General features: G+C 47.0%; 8 protein-coding genes. All 8 read left to right on the top strand.

Translation table 11 applies throughout. From position 1 onward, the window contains the following. Positions 1-11 precede the first annotated feature (11 nt). From pglX to IX91_RS24675, 8 genes are read left to right on the top strand one after another with little or no spacing between them, the layout of a single operon-like run. A complete protein-coding gene (pglX, locus tag IX91_RS24640) occupies positions 12-3,632 on the top strand; it encodes a BREX-1 system adenine-specific DNA-methyltransferase PglX (protein ID WP_004748887.1) in 3,621 nt (1,206 codons plus the stop codon). Further along, entirely contained in the window at positions 3,629-6,253 is a 2,625-nt protein-coding gene (gene pglZ / locus IX91_RS24645) for a BREX-1 system phosphatase PglZ type A (RefSeq protein ID WP_004748888.1), read from the top strand. The genes pglX and pglZ overlap by 4 nt, the downstream gene beginning before the upstream one ends. 29 nt (positions 6,254-6,282) lie before the next feature. Further along, positions 6,283-8,322 (top strand): protease Lon-related BREX system protein BrxL, encoded by a 2,040-nt coding sequence (gene brxL, locus IX91_RS24650; RefSeq protein WP_004748889.1) that lies wholly within the window; start codon positions 6,283-6,285, stop codon positions 8,320-8,322. 40 nt (positions 8,323-8,362) lie between these two features. After that, positions 8,363-9,784 carry an SMEK domain-containing protein gene (locus tag IX91_RS24655; RefSeq protein ID WP_004748890.1) on the top strand — a complete coding sequence of 474 codons (1,422 nt, stop codon included), beginning with the start codon at positions 8,363-8,365 and terminating at the stop codon, positions 9,782-9,784. Continuing rightward, positions 9,774-11,216 carry an argonaute/piwi family protein gene (locus tag IX91_RS24660; RefSeq protein WP_004748891.1) on the top strand — a complete coding sequence of 481 codons (1,443 nt, stop codon included), beginning with the start codon at positions 9,774-9,776 and terminating at the stop codon, positions 11,214-11,216. Before IX91_RS24655 ends, IX91_RS24660 begins: the two co-directional genes overlap by 11 nt. Before the next feature lie 9 nt (positions 11,217-11,225). Continuing rightward, complete coding sequence (locus IX91_RS24665) at positions 11,226-12,278, top strand: PDDEXK family nuclease (RefSeq protein WP_004748892.1); 1,053 nt, start codon at positions 11,226-11,228, stop codon at positions 12,276-12,278. 6 nt (positions 12,279-12,284) lie between these two features. Then, positions 12,285-15,719: a TM0106 family RecB-like putative nuclease gene (locus IX91_RS24670; protein WP_039953708.1), complete on the top strand. Its 3,435-nt coding sequence runs from the start codon at positions 12,285-12,287 to the stop codon at positions 15,717-15,719. Continuing rightward, positions 15,712-18,348: a TrlF family AAA-like ATPase gene (locus IX91_RS24675; protein WP_004748894.1), complete on the top strand. Its 2,637-nt coding sequence runs from the start codon at positions 15,712-15,714 to the stop codon at positions 18,346-18,348. Before IX91_RS24670 ends, IX91_RS24675 begins: the two co-directional genes overlap by 8 nt. Positions 18,349-18,452: the final 104 nt, after the last annotated feature.

Consider the following 18,452-nt stretch of genomic DNA (forward strand, 5'->3'; position numbering starts at 1 on the left):
GAAGTAATCACATGAACACCAACAACGTAAAAAAATACGCACCTAAAGCCCGTAAAGCCTTCATTGAGGCCATGAGTAAACAGGCTGCGAAATATGGGATTACCAAAAATAAGATCGAGCCAGCGGAGCAGAAGGGCGACCTGGTTCTAATTGGTGATAGACCGTTTCCGGCTTCGGTTATCAAACCTCGTGAACGCTTGGTAAAGCGCATTGAGCAGCAAGGCTTCGACCAGGTAATGGAGCATGTGGCCTATAGCTGGTTTAACCGTCTATGCGCAATTCGCTACATGGAACGCAAAGGGTTCCTTGACCACGGTCGTCGGGTATTGAGCGCGGCTGACGGCAGTGCCGGTGTGCCCCAAATACTGGAAGAGTGTCTGGATGTCGAGTTGCCCGGCCTGGACCAGGCCAAGGTTAGAGAGCTGAAGCTTGATGGCACCAAAGACGAAGAGCTTTACCGTGAGCTGTTACTGGCCCAGTGCCATGCCTTGCACCAAGCAATGCCATTTCTGTTTGAGGCGGTAGCAGATGAATCCGAGTTGCTTTTGCCAGAAAACCTGACCAAGACCGACTCATTGATTCGTGATCTTGTTGCTAGTGTTCCCGATGAAGACTGGGACCATATCGAGATTATTGGTTGGCTTTACCAGTTCTACATCTCCGAGAAGAAAGATCAGGTTATTGGCAAGGTCGTGAAGAGCGAGGATATTCCAGCCGCGACACAGCTTTTTACGCCCAATTGGATTGTTCAGTACCTGGTTCAGAACTCGGTTGGTCGCCACTGGCTTCAGACGTATCCCGATTCTCCACTCAAGGAGAAAATGCCGTACTACATTGAGCCTCCTGAACAATCGCCTGAAGTAATGTCAAAGATTGCAGATATTACGCCTTCAGAAGTTTCTCCTGAGTCACTAAAAATTGCGGATATTGCTTGCGGCTCTGGTCATATATTGGTTGAGACCTATAGGGTCATGAAGGCTATATATGAAGAACGAGGCTATCGTTCTCGCGATATTCCACAACTTATTCTCGAAAACAACTTGTTTGGTTTGGATATAGATGACCGAGCCGGACAAATGGCAGGGTTCGCGTTGTTGATGTTGGCGAGGGAAGATGATCGACGAATTTTCAGTCGCAATATAAGACTCAATATCCTGTCGTTACAGGAAAGTGCTAATGTAAATCTTCCTAGTCTATGGAGGTCATTGAACTTAACCGGAGAATGGCAGAGTGGCGCATCGCAAGGACTATTTGAAGAAGAGCAGCAGGACCTGAGTTCTTTTGCAGCAGATAACCGCTACCAGTTGATTCAGAGAACCTTAGAAAGGTTCAAGAAGGCTAAGACATTTGGCTCATTGATTGATGTTTCTCATGATGACTACGAGGAATTAAAAGAGCTTTTTCAGACCCTATGCGAACTTGAGATTGCTGGCGATTCTATGCAGAAAGCAGCAGCTAGCCAGTTGATACCATTTGTCCATCAGTCGATAGTGCTCTCTCAAAAATATGAATCGGTATTGGCTAACCCGCCATATATGGGGAGCGCCTATTACAATAGCACGCTTAAAGATTTTGCATCATTAAAGTTCGATGAATGGGGAGGAGATCTCTTCACATGCTTTATTAAGCAGTCTTTAGATATGATTGCGCGTGAAGGTAGTGTCGCTTTAATTACGATTGGAACATGGACCTTTTTACCAACGTTTGAAGCGATGAGAAGACAGTTGCTAGATTGCTGCATTTTTACATCCATTATTGATAATGGGCGTGGCGTTTGGGGGTCTGATCATGGTTCTTTGATGTTTTCAGCAAAAAAGATAGATGGCGATCTATGTGGTAATAAAGTCGCGACTAAGTATCTTTCAAGAGGGAAAGGAAAGGTTCAGCAAGTAAACGTTATACGGAGTAAATATTTAAGCGATAAGCCCCTGTATATAGAACAGGATCTTTTTAAGAAGATTCCTGGATATGTTATTTCAGTAGGCGCTACTCCAGAGCTATTAAATCAGTTTTTAGAGTCACATAGATTAAGGGATCTAGCGGACGCAAGGCAGGGTATAAAAACGGGAGATATTGCAAAGTACCTGAGATATTGGCACGAAGTATCTTACAGCAACATAAAGTTCGACTGTAATAGTTCAGACGAATCAATGGTTGCAAGTGAGCAATGGTATCCATGCAATAAAGGAGGGGAATTTCGTAAGTGGTATGGAAATCAAGATTATGTTCTGAATTGGAAGTCTGACGGTTTTGAGATTAGAAACTTTAAAGATGAATCTGGAAAACTGAGGTCTAGGCCTCAGAATACGCATCTCTTCTTCAAGGAGGGCATTACTTGGTCAACAGTAACCATGGGAAGGCCATCGTTTCGATATTCTAAACCCGGTCGAATCTTTGAATCTGGCGGCTCAACTATATTTACTAATGAAGATATTTATTATCTTCTTGGTGTGCTGAATTCTAAGTTAGGTGAGGTTTCAGTAGGAATACTTTCGCCGAAGGTAAGCCTGGGTGAAGGGGCGGTTTCAAAGTTTCCGATTCCGGATTTAAGCTCTGATAAAAAGGATAAAATATCGGAATGCGCTAAAACCTTAGTCCAGATATTTTCAACAATTGACTCATGGGATGAGAGCACATTTGATTTCACCGGCCTTTTTGATTTTCCTTCCCAAGATAATTTAGAAGTCTATGCGACACGTTGGATTGAAAAATACAAGTCGATTTTAAACGATATAAAACGTCAAGAAGATCTCATAAATTCAATTGTACTAGGGAGCGGTTTTGAAAAAAATACCGATGAGGTCGATCCGCAAGATTACGGCCTGCCTGAAATAAACAGTTCGGTCATTGTCGAGCGTATAGTGAGTTTTGCTATTGGATGTATGATGGGGCGCTTTTCATTAGAGTCAAAAGGAGTTGTTTATGCAGATTCCAATGAAGAGAAAGGAAACTCATCATCATTTGAATTGATAAAAACGACAAGTAATTTTTCGGTTGATGAAGATGGAATTATACCCATAACGGGAATTGAGTGGTTTCCTGATGATGCGGCAAACAGGCTTCATGAGTTCCTCATGTCCGTTTGGCCGAAAGATAGATTGGGTGAGAACGTAGATTTCGTAGCAAATTCGCTTTGTAATTCAAGTATGAAGGCAAAGCAAAATGAATCTACCTCAGACACGATTCGTCGCTACTTATCTACCCAGTTCTACAAGGATCACCTTAAGACCTACAAGAAACGTCCAATTTACTGGCTGTTCAGCTCTGGTAAACAGAAGGCTTTCGAGTGCCTTGTTTATCTGCACCGGTATAACGAAGGTACGCTGGCGCGTATGCGTACCGAGTACGTCATTCCCCTGACAGCGAAGATGGCGGCCTATGCTCAAAAGCTGGAGAACGATAAAGAAGCCAGTGGATCGGCAGCGGAGGTGAAGCGGCTTGAAAAGGAAATTGCCCAACTGCACAAGCAGCAGGCTGAGTTGAGCGAGTTCGACGAAAAGTTACGCCACTATGCTGACCAGAGAATAAGCCTGGATCTGGATGATGGCGTAAAGGTCAACTACGGCAAGTTTGGTGATTTACTGGCAGAAGTGAAAGCCATTACCGGCGAGGCTCCGGAGGCTCTATCATGAATCTGAACCAGCTTCGAGAGGGCCTTGAGCAGGCCTTCTACAAAGAGAACCATCGCCTGGTGTTTTGGTATGACCCGGAGCAGTCATTTGTGGATGAGCTACCGTCCCTGTCTCTCGTGGACGTGCAGATCCTCAACATGGCCAATGAATCAGCATTGGGTACCAAGCTCAAACTGGAGTTGGAAGATAAGGCCGGTAAGTATCTCCTGTACTTCCCATTTGCCGAGCCAGATGTAGAAAAGGACTGGCTGCTCGACATCAAGTTGTACTCCAGATGCTTCTACGCCGACCGCTTCTCAATCATCTTCAACGAGCTTGGACTACACCAGCAAAGCTTGAGAGAGCACCTCGCTAAGCGAGACAAATTCCTTGCCAACAAAGCAAGGCTGACGGCACTGCAACGCTATGTTCAGCCGGACTTTGATGAGTCTGATCTGGACATGGCCATGATAGCTTCTGTGGTGAAGGCGGAAAGCTGTGATCTCCCTCATGTGATCCTGGCGCTTGCGGAAGAGACGGTATCGGATGACCTTGGCCTGGAGGCCAACCCCGCTTCAATCAATGAACTTGAAAAGTACGACCTTATTCCGGCCTTGGTAGCTGCGCTTCAGTCCGAAATTGGTTACCCGGCTACGGTAGAGGAGCTGAAGGGAGAAGCACAGTTCAAGCTGGGGCATTTCTTCATCCGGCTGCTGGTTACCGGCTTCTGCGAGAGCGTCGGTGATGTTCCCGGCTGGGCTCAAGAATTGGTAATGTCTTCGGCCAGCTCCCGTGCGACGGCCAGAGCACTACTTTCACGCTGGCGAGACAGCTCTCGGTATTACAAGGCATTCGATGCCGTGTCTGGGTGGGTGGCGATCGCGCTGCGGATCAAAGACAAGATGGGTATATTCGATACCGACCAACTTAGCGATGTTGTTACCTTTGAGGCCGTGGAGCAGAAGATTATTGTCGATCTGGCCGTGGCCATCCCTCATGCTCCCAAGGGGGAGTTGGAACGTTTCCGCGCAATGATCGCGTCGCGCCTAGACGGCTACTGGGCTTCCAAGCATAAAGACGACACGACGCGCCGGAAGTACCGCACCGTTTATACCGCATTGCAGGCTGCTATCGACCTCTTCAGCTTGCGTATTCAGCATGATAGCGGATTCCACTTTGAGTCGAGTGAAGCGCTATACAAGGCTTACGAGCGAGACCTATACCGCTTCGATATGGCCTACCGTCATTACTGTGAAGCGTCCCAGCGTGCGCATGTAGAGATCCTGAAGAAGCTCGATGACGAAGTGGAGAATTGCTACGCCTACTGGTACATCGACAACCTGGCGAAGAACTGGGGTGACCGCGTTGAGGTGGAGCAGCGTCTCTCTCAGTGGCGCTTCCCTGGAATACCTAATCAGCAGGACTTCTTTCAGGGACTGGTGAAACCGTTGTTTTCCAAGGCTACAAAGCGCCGGGTTGTGGTCATTATCAGTGATGCCTTCCGCTATGAGGCGGCAGTTGAGCTTCGCGATCGGATCAACGACAAGCGCTACTCTGAAGCTACTCTGTCTTCCCAACTTGGCGTTGTCCCAAGTTATACGACATTGGGGATGGCGTCCCTCTTACCTCATAAAACGCTGGAGTACCGTGAAACAGCGTCAGATGACGTGTTTGTGGATGGCCAATCCAGTAAGGGCACAGCGGCAAGAACCAAGATCCTTGCAGCGCATGGCGGTCTGGCCGTGACAGCAGAAACCGTTAAAGCCTGGTCGAGGGATGAAGGCCGGGAAGCTCTCAAAGATCAGGAGCTGGTCTATGTCTACCACAATGTGGTGGATGCCCGAGGCGATAGCTCATCGACGGAATCTGAAACCTTCATGGCCGTTGAACACGCCATCGAGGAGTTGACCGAGTTGAGCCGCAAGATCTTGATGCACTTCAACACGTCGACGGTGCTCATCACGGCAGATCACGGGTTCTTATTTCAGCAAAGTAAGCTGGAGGCTGCCGATCGCTCCTCTCTGGCTGAAAAGCCAACCAATGCCCTGAAGAACAAGAAGCGCTATGTGGTGGGCTTTGGTCTGCCAGACACCAAAGAAGCCTGGAAGGGTTCTACCAAGTCAACAGCCGGAACAGCTTCAGATACGGATTTCTGGGTACCGAAAGGGGCCAACCGATTCCATTTCGTGGGCGGTTCACGTTTTGTCCACGGTGGGGTTATGCCGCAAGAGATTGTCGTGCCGGTATTGACCGTCAAACAGCTTCGTGGCGAAAAAGCCGAGAAGCGTACCAAGCGAAAAGTAGGGGTCATTTCCACCAAGTCCACCCTGAAAATGGTGAACAACATCCAGAAGTTCGACCTGATGCAGACCGAAGTGGTCAGTGATTTGGTTACACCGGTCACGGTGTCAGTGGCCATCTACGACGGTGATAGCAAGATCTCCAGCGAAGAGACGGTGACCTTTGACTGTGCAACCGATTCGGTCGCGGAGCGGGTCAAGCAAGTACGACTCTCACTGTCTGGGACGGACTTCGATCGGAAGAAGGATTACTTCCTGGTGCTCAAGGACAAGGACCTGAATACCGAGATGGAGCGCTATAAGGTCACCATCGACCTGGCGTTTACCGATGACTTCTTTTAACCATGATTTGACGATAGAGCGTGCCGAGTATGGAATCCGCTAACGATAAAGAATTAGATCAACTGCTGAATGAGCACTTTGCGGGTCGTGTGGTTCGCAAGGATCTCACCAAGCTCATTAAAGAAGGGGCGAATGTCCCTGTCTATGTGCTCGAATACCTGCTTGGCATGTACTGCGCGTCTGATGATCCAGACATCATTGAGCAAGGGCTGAACAACGTCAAAACCGTGTTGGCAGAGAATTACGTGCGCCCGGATGAGGCTGAGAAGGTTAAGTCCCTGGTGAAGGAGCGCGGAACCTATAAGGTCATCGACCGGGTTACCGTGAAGCTGAATGAACGCAAGGATAAATATGAGGCCTCCTTCAGCAATCTGGGTATCAAGGACGCTGAAATTTCCTCTGGTATCGTCAAAGAGTACGAGAAGCTGCTGGTGGGTGGTATCTGGGTCATTGCCACTTTGAGTTATTACCACGAGGAAGGGCAGACCGGTTCGCCTTTCGGAGTAACGCTGCTCAAGCCAATCCAGATGCCGAACATGAATATGGACGAACTCTTCCAGGGGAGAGCTGCTTTGACAACGGACCAGTGGCGTGAGTGTTTGATACGGTCAGTTGGTATGGAGCCAGCGGCGTTAGGTGTCGATGTGCAATGGCACATTCTGGCCCGGATGATTCCATTCGTTGAGAACAACTATAACGTCTGTGAGTTGGGTCCACGCGGGACAGGTAAAAGCCATATTTACAAGGAATGCTCCCCCAACAGCATTTTGGTGTCTGGCGGCCAAACGACCGTGGCCAACCTGTTTTACAACATGAGTTCACGCCGAATTGGTCTGGTCGGGCTTTGGGACTTGGTTGCCTTCGATGAGGTGGCCGGGATCTCCTTCAAGGACAAAGATGGTGTCCAGATCATGAAGGACTATATGGCTTCTGGTTCCTTTGCCCGTGGCCGTGAACAGATGGAAGCTTCCGCCTCTATGGTGTTTGTAGGCAACATCAACCAGAGCGTTGAGTCCTTAGTGAAAACAAGTCATCTGCTGGCACCATTCCCGGATGCCATGATCGACTCCGCTTTCTTTGACCGTTTCCATGCCTACATCCCAGGCTGGGAAATCCCCAAGATGCGCCCAGAGTTTTTCACCAACCGTTACGGCTTGATTGTTGACTACCTGGCAGAGTTTTATCGGGAGATGCGCAAGCGCAGCTTCGCAGATGCTATCGAGAAATACTTTAAGCTGGGGAACAACCTGAACCAGCGTGATGTGATCGCGGTACGCAAGACAGTTTCTGGCCTACTGAAACTACTATTCCCGCATGGACAGTTCGATAAAGAGGATGTGCGCCAGTGCCTGGAGTATGCCCTTCAGGTTCGACGCAGGGTGAAGGAACAACTCAAGAAGATTGGTGGCATGGAGTTCTACGATGTCCACTTCAGTTACATCGACAATGATTCGCTGGAAGAGCATTTCGTATCAGTCAAAGAGCAGGGTGGCGGTGGCCTGATCCCAGAAGGCCCTGGTAAGCCCGGATTCCTTCACACCATTGGTCTCAGCAACAAAGGGATGCCTGGCTTATACCGGCTGGAACTTCAGGTTACCAAGGGCTCCGGCAAGTTGGCCACATCAGGGCTATGGAACTCCAGTGCAGCTAAAGAGCAGGTGAAGATTGCCTTTGATTACTTCAAGGCTAACGCATCCAGGATCAGCGGTGGGAGTAAAGTGGGAGAACATGACTTCCATTTGCACGCAGTTGAGCTTCAGAACACCGGGCCATTCAGTCACCTGGCGCTCTCCAGTCTTGTTGCCTTTGCGTCAGGCCTCCTTGGTAAGCCTCTTCAGAACCAGATGGTGGTGCTGGGGGATATGAGTCTGGGCGGTTCCGTTACGCCGGTAGAAAGCCTTGCTGAGTGCCTCCAGGTCGCTTTTGATGCAGGGGCCAAGAAAGTGGCCTTGCCGATGAGCAGTGCAGCAGACATACCAACGATTCCGGCTGAACTGTTTACCAAGTTCCAGACAAGTTTTTACGCCGATCCGGTTGATGCGGTGTTTAAGGCTCTTGGGGTGGATTAATGAAAGGCATCGAAATGAAATCAGGGTTAGAAGGACGTTCATGAAACAGGTCGAAATCGAAAATCAGTTACGAGAAGTTGTCAGCAGGCTGATAACTGAGATTGATCTGGCAACGAAGCAGGGAAGGCTTGATGTTAACCTGATTTCTGAAGATGCCTGGATACCTATCCTGAAGGAGGTTTACCAGTGCCCGAATCTTGTAAATCTGAATAGAAAACACAAGAACTTCCCTGGCATTGATTTAGGAGATGAGCAGGACCGGGTTGCCTTCCAAGTAACCTCGTCCACTGACCTTGAGAAGGTCAAATCGACCTTGGAGCAGTTTAAGAAACGCAATTACAAGAATGCCTTTGACGAGCTCTATATATTCACGCTGCGTTCTAAGCAGAAAAGCTACTCTCAGGATGCGATTGATAACGTCATTGGTGATGAAATACGCTTTGATGCAAAGGAGCACATCATTGATCCTGGCGATATTTTGGCTCAGATAACCGGGTTACGGTTGCCAGCACAAGAGAGAATGTTGCAGGAGTTTCGCGCGATACTAGGAGATGTAGAAGCATCGGTCAAAGAGTTAAACGCGCCCGAGAATGCTCCGTATATCTTAGTTTCAAATCTCATTGAGGTTACACCTCCAAAGGAATTGTATGTAGCCGAATTGTGCATCGACGAAGAAAGCACAATTGCAGCGGCCAAGCGCGATTTGAACTACAACGGGAGACGCCCTAACAAGCATCTATTGGTGAGACTGGCTTTACAGCTCGCTGGGTTAGATTGTCATGGCTGGGCGATATTTGAGAATCGCATTTTCACGTTCTATGACATGGAGCGTGAGTCGGCTTTCAGATCCATAGTAGACGTTGGAAGTATCGAAGAGCTCACGACGGAAGATATTTCACAACATGAACTCGTTGAATATCAGAATCTTTTCAAGTATCTGATGAAGGATACACTCCGGGATCAGCTTCATGCGTTCAATGTAAATTGGAGTAAGCAACAAAATCAATTTTACTTTTTGCCTGATGAAAAAGACTCTGAGCAGAGAAGGGAAGAATGGGTTGGTAAAAAGCTCTCACGAAGAAGAGTTTTTGAAAAGAAGTACCAGACGAAAGACCCAACAAAAGTAGCCTTCTTCAAGCACTTGGCATTTGACATCTCATTCATTGATGTTGACTCACAGTGGTATGCCACTGTTACCCCTAGCTGGTACTACACATGGAATCTGTATAAGCGCAATCGATTCCATGATGATCTTCTCTCAAAGCAGAAGCGTCTTGAGCATAACAATTCCGTTAGAGATCAAGTTAGATTCATCGGGTATTTCCTTGCTAATAGCCGTAATGATAACGATTTGATCTCATTTGGCGAATTGGTCGAATTCCAATGTTTGTCCAACATATCACTCGAAGAAAACGACGAGCTGGAAGAAGTGTTGGAAGAGGAGGATGCCAGTGCAAATTAAGATTCTTGAGGAGCCGAAGCTGGAGTTTGCCAATGGAACACACATCTGTCCAAAAGCAGGCATTGAAACCCTTGGCGTATATGACAAAAACGATGAATTCCGGCAAAGCGAGTTGAGACTGGGAATCGTTGGGCGCGGGGAAGGTGTCGATCTGTTAGATCTCTGGATAGCAAAATGCCAAGAAGGAATAGAGGCGAAGGAGTCAAAATATTCCAATCTGTTCAGAGGGTTTGGGGGATTCACACAGCATCACGGTTTCTATGCAAAATTCCTGTATGGACCGACTCTAACCAGAACAATCCAGAAGTCAGAGCTAAACAAAACGCTGAAAATTCAATCCAGGGAAGAGCGAGTCAAGGTATGTGTTGACCTTTACTTCGATCAAATCCGGTTTCTTGCCGAGCATCGGCCTGTGGATGTCATTATTTGCGTTATCCCAAATGATATGTTCGATGCGCTGACCAAGGAGAAGGGAAAGGATGAAGATCCAGAAAACTATGATGGCGACTCGAACGATGACAAATCCAAGAACTCATTAGAGCATAACTTCCGCCGACTACTGAAAGCGAAGACTATGCATTTGGGTAAGCCGCTACAGCTTGTTTTAGAGAAGTCATTGTCCATTGATACCGGTAATAAGGGACAACAGGATGATGCGACGAGAGCGTGGAATTTTTGTACAGCACTTTACTACAAGGGGAACAAAACAATTCCGTGGCGATTGGTGGAGGAAACACATAAGCCTAAGACTTGCTATGTCGGAATTGGATTTTATAAAAGTCGTGACAGTGAGACCGTATCAACCAGTTTGGCGCAGGTCTTTGATGAGTTTGGACATGGCGTAATTCTCAGGGGAGCTCCTGTTCAGTTGGATAAAAGAGACCGCCGACCGTACATGAACGAGGAGCAAGCGTTCGAGTTGTTAATGAACGCTTTAAATGAGTATGACCACGCTTTGATGCAAATGCCTGCACGGATTGTCATTCACAAATCCAGCAACTTCCGGGAAGAAGAGATACGGGGTTTTACCAAGGCAATAGAAAGCAAGGGTATACGAATGAAAGACTTCGTAACCATTATGGAGTCCAAAGTCCGTCTCTACAGCTACGAACAGTATCCCCCTGTGAGGGGAACATTGCTATCACTATCGGAAAGCAAGGCCATTCTCTATACAAAAGGTGCGGTCAATTTTTACAAGACCTATCCGGGGATGTATGTTCCGTCTCCACTGGAAATCAGAGCTTTTGAACACGACTCTTCGTTGGAAGATTTATGTGAAGAAGTACTCGGGCTGACCAAGATGAACTGGAACAACACGCAATTTGACGGACGGTATCCGATCACACTGGAATGCTCACGGAAAGTTGGTGAAATCATGAAGTATGTTGAGGCTAACGAGAAGCCGCAAGTCAGTTATAGCTTCTACATGTGAGGGAGTCCCATGCCAATTTATGAATTGAGCGATACTGGTATTAAACGCCTACAGAAAACAACCTTTGCTGACCGGGGTATCCGTGAGCGGCAGGATATTCAGCGACTGTTGAGAGACCAGATCGAGATCATTTCCGACCAGACAATGGTGATTGCGGAAGAGTTCGGCGATTGGGACGTAAGCCGGAGGCGGATTGATCTGCTTTGCATCGACAAAGAAGCCAATCTGGTTGTTATTGAGTTGAAGCGCACTGAAGACGGTGGGCATATGGAGCTCCAGGCTATTCGCTATAGTGCGATGATCTCAACTATGACCTTTGACCAGGTTGTTGAGGCCCACAAGTCCTTCCTGACCAGTATCGGATCGGAAGAAGATGCTCAGCAAAGAATCCTTGAGTTCCTCGACTGGGAAGAGCCAGATGAGGACTCTTTTGCACAGGATGTCCGTATTGTTCTGGCATCAGCCGAGTTTTCTAAAGAGCTTACCAGTGCGGTGCTATGGCTTAACGACAAGGGAATTGATATTCGTTGCGTCAAGATGGAGCCCTTCTACGACGGGCAACGAATCCTGTTGGACATTCAGCAGGTTATCCCTTTACCTGAGACCGAACAATTTCAGGTCCAGGTGAGACAGAAGAAGCAGAAAGAGCAGCAGTCCAGAACGTCATCTCGCGATTTCTCAAAATTCACTCTCTCGATTGGAGGGCGTGACCACCACGGTCTGAATAAGCGTAATCTTATGTACCAACTGGTTAGTGAGGTCATCCAAGGTGGAGCCAAGCCAGAAGAGGTCGCGGATATTGTTAGCTGGCGAAAAGGGAATCTCTTCGTTTGCTTTGATGGCTCACTCGATGAAGAGCAATTCGCAGAACAGTTAATGACGCTCGATACCGGGGGCAAGCTACCGAAGACCAAGCGTTATTTCTGCAAGCAGGAGGAACTATTTCACATTGACGGTAAGACCTATGCCATGACCAATCAGTGGGGGGTAAGAACGCTGGAGGCGGTGGATCTGCTTAGTGCAAAGTACCCTGAAAAGAACATCAGTATCGAGCGGGAGTAAGAGCGAATGTATATCCAACACGGAACGTTAATGTATTCTCCATCCGATCTAACCCTCTTCATGGAGAGTCCATTTGCTTCATGGATGGAGCATTTAGCCATTGTTGCTCCCGATCAAATTCCAGAGCGAGATCCAGGCGATGGCATGATGGCCATGCTTCAGGAGAAAGGCGGTGAGCATGAAAAAGCGGTTTTAGAGGCGTTCATTGCTCAAGGACTTAATGTCGCAGACATCAGTTCTTCGCCTGATAAGGAAACCGCGACGGTTACTGCGATGGAGTCTGGCGCAGAGGTCATATTTCAAGCTTGCCTGAGTCGAGGAGCATTCAAAGGCTTCGCTGATTTTCTGGTTAAAGTTCCAGGGGAAAGCCGTCTTGGCGAATACCACTATGAGGTTTGGGATACCAAGTTATCGAAAACTCTCAAACCCTACTTCACGGTCCAGCTTTGCTGCTACGAAGACCTACTGGAAGGTATCCAGGGCAGACGCTCACAAGACTTTGTGGTTGTGCTCGGTGATGGACAACGGGAACGTCTGCGTACAGACGACTATTTCTATTATTACCAGTCCATCCGAGACGCTTTTCTAAAGGCACATAATAATTTTGAAGTTTCCCAACGTCCTGATCCTGCTGATTCTAAATCCTGGGGCAATTGGGAGACTTATGCCAAACAACTACTGAAGGAAGCGGATCATCCATCGCAGGTTGCAACGATAACGCGCTCTCAGATCAAAAAGCTCAGTGCAGTCGGTATCAAGACAATGGCAGAGCTCGCCAATACAGAATTAGAGCGTGTACCAGGTATCAGCGTGGCCGTATTTCAAAAGCTGAAAGCCCAAGCAAAGATTCAGAAGGCCAGCGAAGGACGGGAAACCCCGTTGTTTGAAGTGCTGGTACCTGAGCAAGGGAAGAAGCAGGGGTTCTCGCTTTTGCCACCTCATTCGGATCTTGATGTTTTTTTTGACATCGAGGGTTTCCCATTAGTCGATGGTGGACTGGAGTATCTTTGGGGTAACACTTATTTTGATGAATCCGGTGAGCGGCAATTCAAAGACTTCTGGGCGCACACGCCAGAAGAGGAGAGGCGATCTTTTAAGGAATTCATAGAGTGGGTGTACGCACGGTGGCTGGCAGACCCTCAAATGCACATCTACCACTATGCGAACTATGAGATCGCCGCGTGCCGCAAGCTTATGAGCCGATACGGCATATGTGAATACGAAGTCGATCAGCTTTTGCGTAATGAGGTATTCGTTGACCTTTATAAAATCGTTAAAAGCGGCCTATTGATCGGAGAGCCGAAATACTCCATCAAGAACGTCGAGCACTTGTATAGAGGGAAGCGCCAGACCGAAGTGGGTACCGGAGGTGACTCCGTTGTTGTTTACGAAAACTGGCGGCAAAACCCTGATGGTCTCACCTGGCAGACATCGAAGATCCTCAACGACATCCGAGACTACAACATTGACGACTGCAATAGCACTCAGGAGCTGGTGGAATGGCTTCGAGAACGGCAGGCAGAGCATGGTATTCCTTACCTTGGCAGAACGGAGGTTGTCGAACCGGATGTGCCAGAGGAAATCACTGATCGAACCAGGCTACGGGATACTCTGTTAGAGAAAGCGGAGTCCACTAAGGACAGTGACTCCATCACTTCCTCAGTGACAGAGAATCTAGCCTGGTCATTGGAATTTCATCGGCGGGAATCTAAGCCGGTTTTTTGGAGGCTATTTGATCGCCTTGGCCTCACTGAAATTGACTTGATTGATGACCTGGATTGTCTGGCAGCATGTGAAAGGTCAGAGGCGGAGCCATTTAAGCCTTCATCGAGGGCTCGAAACTTGGCTTACGAGTACCAATTCAATCCGAACCAGGAATTCAAGCTGGCCAATACAACCTCTTTCTACGTCCTCGGAGAGGAAAACGACAAGGGAGAGCGCTTGAAGGTGACACTCTTACCTGAATTTACCAATCTTGGGGAAGGTATTATCACCGTTCAGGCCAAGGCTGAGCCACCATCCATTATTACCCTGGTTCCTGATGAATATGTAAGACCTGATCCAATCCCGCAGTCCATAGAGGCTGTAGTCAAAGAGTATGAGGCAGGCTCGCTGAGCCAGTGTGCGATCGTGGATTTTCTGAAGCGCGATTATCCACGAATCAAAGGCCTTCAACCTGGTCAGCCGATCGCGTCGAGCCATGACCCCAAAGAACGGTTGACCCAAATCGTTCAGGCCATTGCCAACCTTGATAATTCCTATCTGCCAATACAAGGTCCACCAGGTGCCGGTAAGACCTACACAGGTAAGCACGTTATTGCCGAGCTTCTACGGCAAGAAAAAAGGGTGGGTATCAGCTCAAACTCCCACAAGGCAATTAACAATTTATTGGTGGGAACCGCCAGATACTGCATGGATCAGGGGATTGAGGCGTTCTTCGGTTGCACGAAAGATACTGACGATGAAATTCAGGCGTTGGGGATTTCGGTACTTCAGAACAAGGACATTGCAAGCTATACCAGACAGGCCTGCGTCATTGGCACCACGGCCTGGGGTTTCTCCAGGGATGATCTACAGGGACAGTTCGATTACCTGTTCGTTGATGAAGCTGGACAAGTCTCAGTGGCCAACCTGATTGCTATGAGTCGTGCAACCAGCAACATTATCCTTATGGGTGATCAGATGCAGCTAGGGCAACCGGCGCAAGGAACTCATCCGGGGGAAAGCGGCCTGTCCACGTTGGACTATCTGCTTCATCACACGCCAACAATTTCGGAAGACAGAGGCGTGTTCCTGGAAACAACCTATCGGATGCACTCAGCGGTTAACCGATTTATTAGTGAGGCCATCTACGAAGGGAAGCTGCATTCGCACCCAGACAATGACAAGCAGATAATCACGGTACCTATCGGATATACGGGGGCGATAAATAAGGAAGCCGGTGTTATTTTTATTCCGGTCGAACACGAAGGGAATACGCAAGCCAGCGATGAGGAAGTAGAGGCCATTCAGCACGCAGTTCAGGATATATTGGGCCGGGAGTTTTGCGACAAGGGCGGTAAAAGGCGTCCGATCGGTTGGGATGACATGCTGTTCGTAGCGCCCTACAACTTTCAGGTCAATAAAATCCGAGAAGCATTAGGGCCAAATGCCAAAGTTGGCAGCGTTGATAAGTTTCAGGGGCAAGAAGCGCCGGTGGTATTTTTCAGTATGTGTGCCAGCGACGCCAATGATTCCCCACGCGGTATGGATTTTCTCTTTGATAAGAATCGGATCAACGTTGCTATCTCCAGGGCTCAGTCTCTGGCCATTATTATTGGCAACAGTAGACTGGCGGAAAGTACAGCTAATAGTACTGACCAACAGAACAAAATAAACACGTTTTGCCAACTTGTAAGTTTTGGTGGCAATAATTACAAGAAGGAAAACACTTATGGCTGATTGGAACGTTGAACCATTTCAAAATGGAAGCTCATGGATGAGAGCGGATTTTCATTTGCATACTAAGGCGGATAAAGAATTTAAATATACGGGCGAGGAAAACAGCTTCGTTAATGATTATGTCGATGCTTTAAAGAAAGCTGATATTCGAATAGGTGCTATTACCAATCATAATAAATTTGATGTCAGTGAATATAACGCACTTCGTAAGAAAGCCAAGAAAAACGGCATTTTATTGCTTCCAGGTGTTGAGTTATCTGTTAATGACGGTGCAAATGGCGTTCATACTCTCATTATATTTTCGCAAGAGTGGATTGAAGGCGGGAAAGATCTAATTAATCAATTCCTCGGGAATGCCTTTAAAGGAAAAACCCCTGCCGAATATGAGCAGGAAAATGGTAGGTCTTCGCTTGGTCTTCGGGCAACGTTAGAAGAATTGGATACTTATCATAAGGATTTCTTTATTGTTTTTGCTCACGTTGAGTCCGCCAGCGGTTTATGGAATGAGCTAGATGGTGGTCGCTTACAAGAACTTGCGAATGACCCTCTGATAAAGAAATATTGCCTTGGATTTCAGAAGGTGCGTACTCACGATAAGCCCGACACCAAATGCAGAATAAAGGTTAAAGGCTGGTGGGGAGAAAGCTATCCTGCTGAACTCGAAGGAAGTGATCCGAAGGCAATCAATGAGATTGGAAGAGGTCAATGTGCGTATTTGAAAATTGGAGAGCTTTCATATGAGTCTGTAAAATATTCATTGAGTGATTTTCAATTCAGAGTAAGAAAAGAGCCAAGTAAAGTATCGCATTCACACATAGAAGCAATTCGCTATGAGGGAGGCTTACTTGACAACTCAAGAGTACCTTTTTCACCCCATCTTAATTGTTTGATAGGTATTCGCGGAAGTGGTAAGTCATCATTGCTCGAATCAATCCGGTATGCTTTAGATATTCCCTTCGGCCAGGTTGCACAGGATAGATCTTATAAGGACGACCTGATACCTCACTTGTTGCAGAGTGGTGGCAAGATAGTCGTAGAAGCTCGCGATAAACACGGGACTCTATATGAAATAAAGCGAATCCATCGCCATGCTCCCGAGGTGTATGTTGATGGAATTCTCCAGCCAGGCTTAGCTATACGCCAAACAGTGGTATGGAAGCCACTTTATTTCGGACAAAAAGACTTAGCTGCTGCTGGCAAAGGATTTGGTCAGGATTTGGTTGAAAAACTGGTTGGCGATTCTTTGAAGCCAATCCGCCAGAAAATACAAGAACGAGTAGACCAACTAGAATCTGCAATTACAGCTCTCATGGCTCTAAACACTGATGTTGAGCAGAAAGATGCAGATGAAGATGATCTGAAAGACGTTCAATTCAGATTAGATCAGTTTAAAAAGTATGGAGTTCAAGAAAAGCTTGATAAGCAAGTGGAGTTTGGAAAGGATCTGGCCTACTTTGATCAAGTAATAAAAATTGGAAGTGAATGGGCTGACTCCATAAATAATGGAATAGTTGAGGCTGAGGAGTCCGTATCTCACATACCGGAATATACGTCTCAACACAATTCAGATCTATTAATCCGGTTTAATGCTACGTTCGACACATTGAAAAAAATAATAGAGGAGGCCAAATTGGTCCTTCTCAATATAACTTCAAAAACGGAAGCACTTGAATCTATTAAAACTGAGCTGGAATCTAAGAAAGACACTCTTAAAGAGGCGTTTGCTGAAACAGAAAGAGAGATTGTCAAAGCTCTGGCAGAAAAGGGCGTCACATCAATCCAACCGGATGAATATGTGACACTATCTAATAAGAAAACACAGCTTGAGGCGTCGATAAAGGATCTAAAGAGAAAAACTGATAAATACAAAGAAAAACAGAATGCAGTAATGATTGCCATTTCGTCACTGAATGAAGCATGGCATGAGGAATATGTGCTAATCACTAAGGCCCTTGAACAGATTAATACTGCCCAATCAGCATTAAAAGTTGAACCTCAATATAAAGGGGATGCTGAAAAATTTGCTAGTAAAATGGATGAAGTATTTAAGGGGCAGAATATTAGGAAAGAGTATTACAAGAATATTGCTGAAAAATATGCTGACTTTGGCGAAATATACAAAGACCTTGAGGCGGCAGCAGAGCAAACGAAGAGCAAAGCAGACGTTTTTATTAGGCTGTTTAATGAGAGTCTTTTTGAACTTCTTAGCTTTCAGGTTCCCAATTGCTACAAGGTTACGTATCACGGGAAAGATTTGAAGCAGCATTCATTAGGGCAAAGGGCATCCGCAATGATGCTATTCATCCTGAGCCAAAAAGATTGCGACCTGCTCATGATTGATCAGCCAGAGGACGATCTCGATGGCCAAAGTATTTATGAGGAGGTTGTAAAACTTATTCGAGAGCTCAAGCCTAACCAGCAATTCATTTTTGCAACACATAACGCAAATTTCCCAGTTCTAGGTGATGCGGAGCTTGTTGTTAGTTGCCAGTACAATGAAGACAAAATAACGGTCGAAGGTGCAAGTATTGATGACAAGGAAAGCCAGAAGAAAATTGTTAATATCATGGAGGGAGGACGGGAAGCGTTTGAACGCAGGAAGATAATTTATCAGCAGTGGGAACATTAATGTATGTATGACCAGCATGACATTTGAAAACGAGGGGCGGCAACGGTTCATTCATTAAACAGCCAGATGCTTGAAATGCCCATGCTGAGTCTACGATCACAGCT

Source organism: Vibrio tubiashii ATCC 19109, from assembly GCF_000772105.1.
GTDB lineage: Bacteria > Pseudomonadota > Gammaproteobacteria > Enterobacterales > Vibrionaceae > Vibrio > Vibrio tubiashii.

Coding starts and splice junctions, on each gene's coding strand:
- pglX (WP_004748887.1), top strand. CDS start 12: ATGAACACCAACAACGTAAAAAAATACGCACCTAAAGCCCGTAAAGCC.
- pglZ (WP_004748888.1), top strand. CDS start 3,629: ATGAATCTGAACCAGCTTCGAGAGGGCCTTGAGCAGGCCTTCTACAAA.
- brxL (WP_004748889.1), top strand. CDS start 6,283: ATGGAATCCGCTAACGATAAAGAATTAGATCAACTGCTGAATGAGCAC.
- IX91_RS24655 (WP_004748890.1), top strand. CDS start 8,363: ATGAAACAGGTCGAAATCGAAAATCAGTTACGAGAAGTTGTCAGCAGG.
- IX91_RS24665 (WP_004748892.1), top strand. CDS start 11,226: ATGCCAATTTATGAATTGAGCGATACTGGTATTAAACGCCTACAGAAA.
- IX91_RS24670 (WP_039953708.1), top strand. CDS start 12,285: ATGTATATCCAACACGGAACGTTAATGTATTCTCCATCCGATCTAACC.
- IX91_RS24675 (WP_004748894.1), top strand. CDS start 15,712: ATGGCTGATTGGAACGTTGAACCATTTCAAAATGGAAGCTCATGGATG.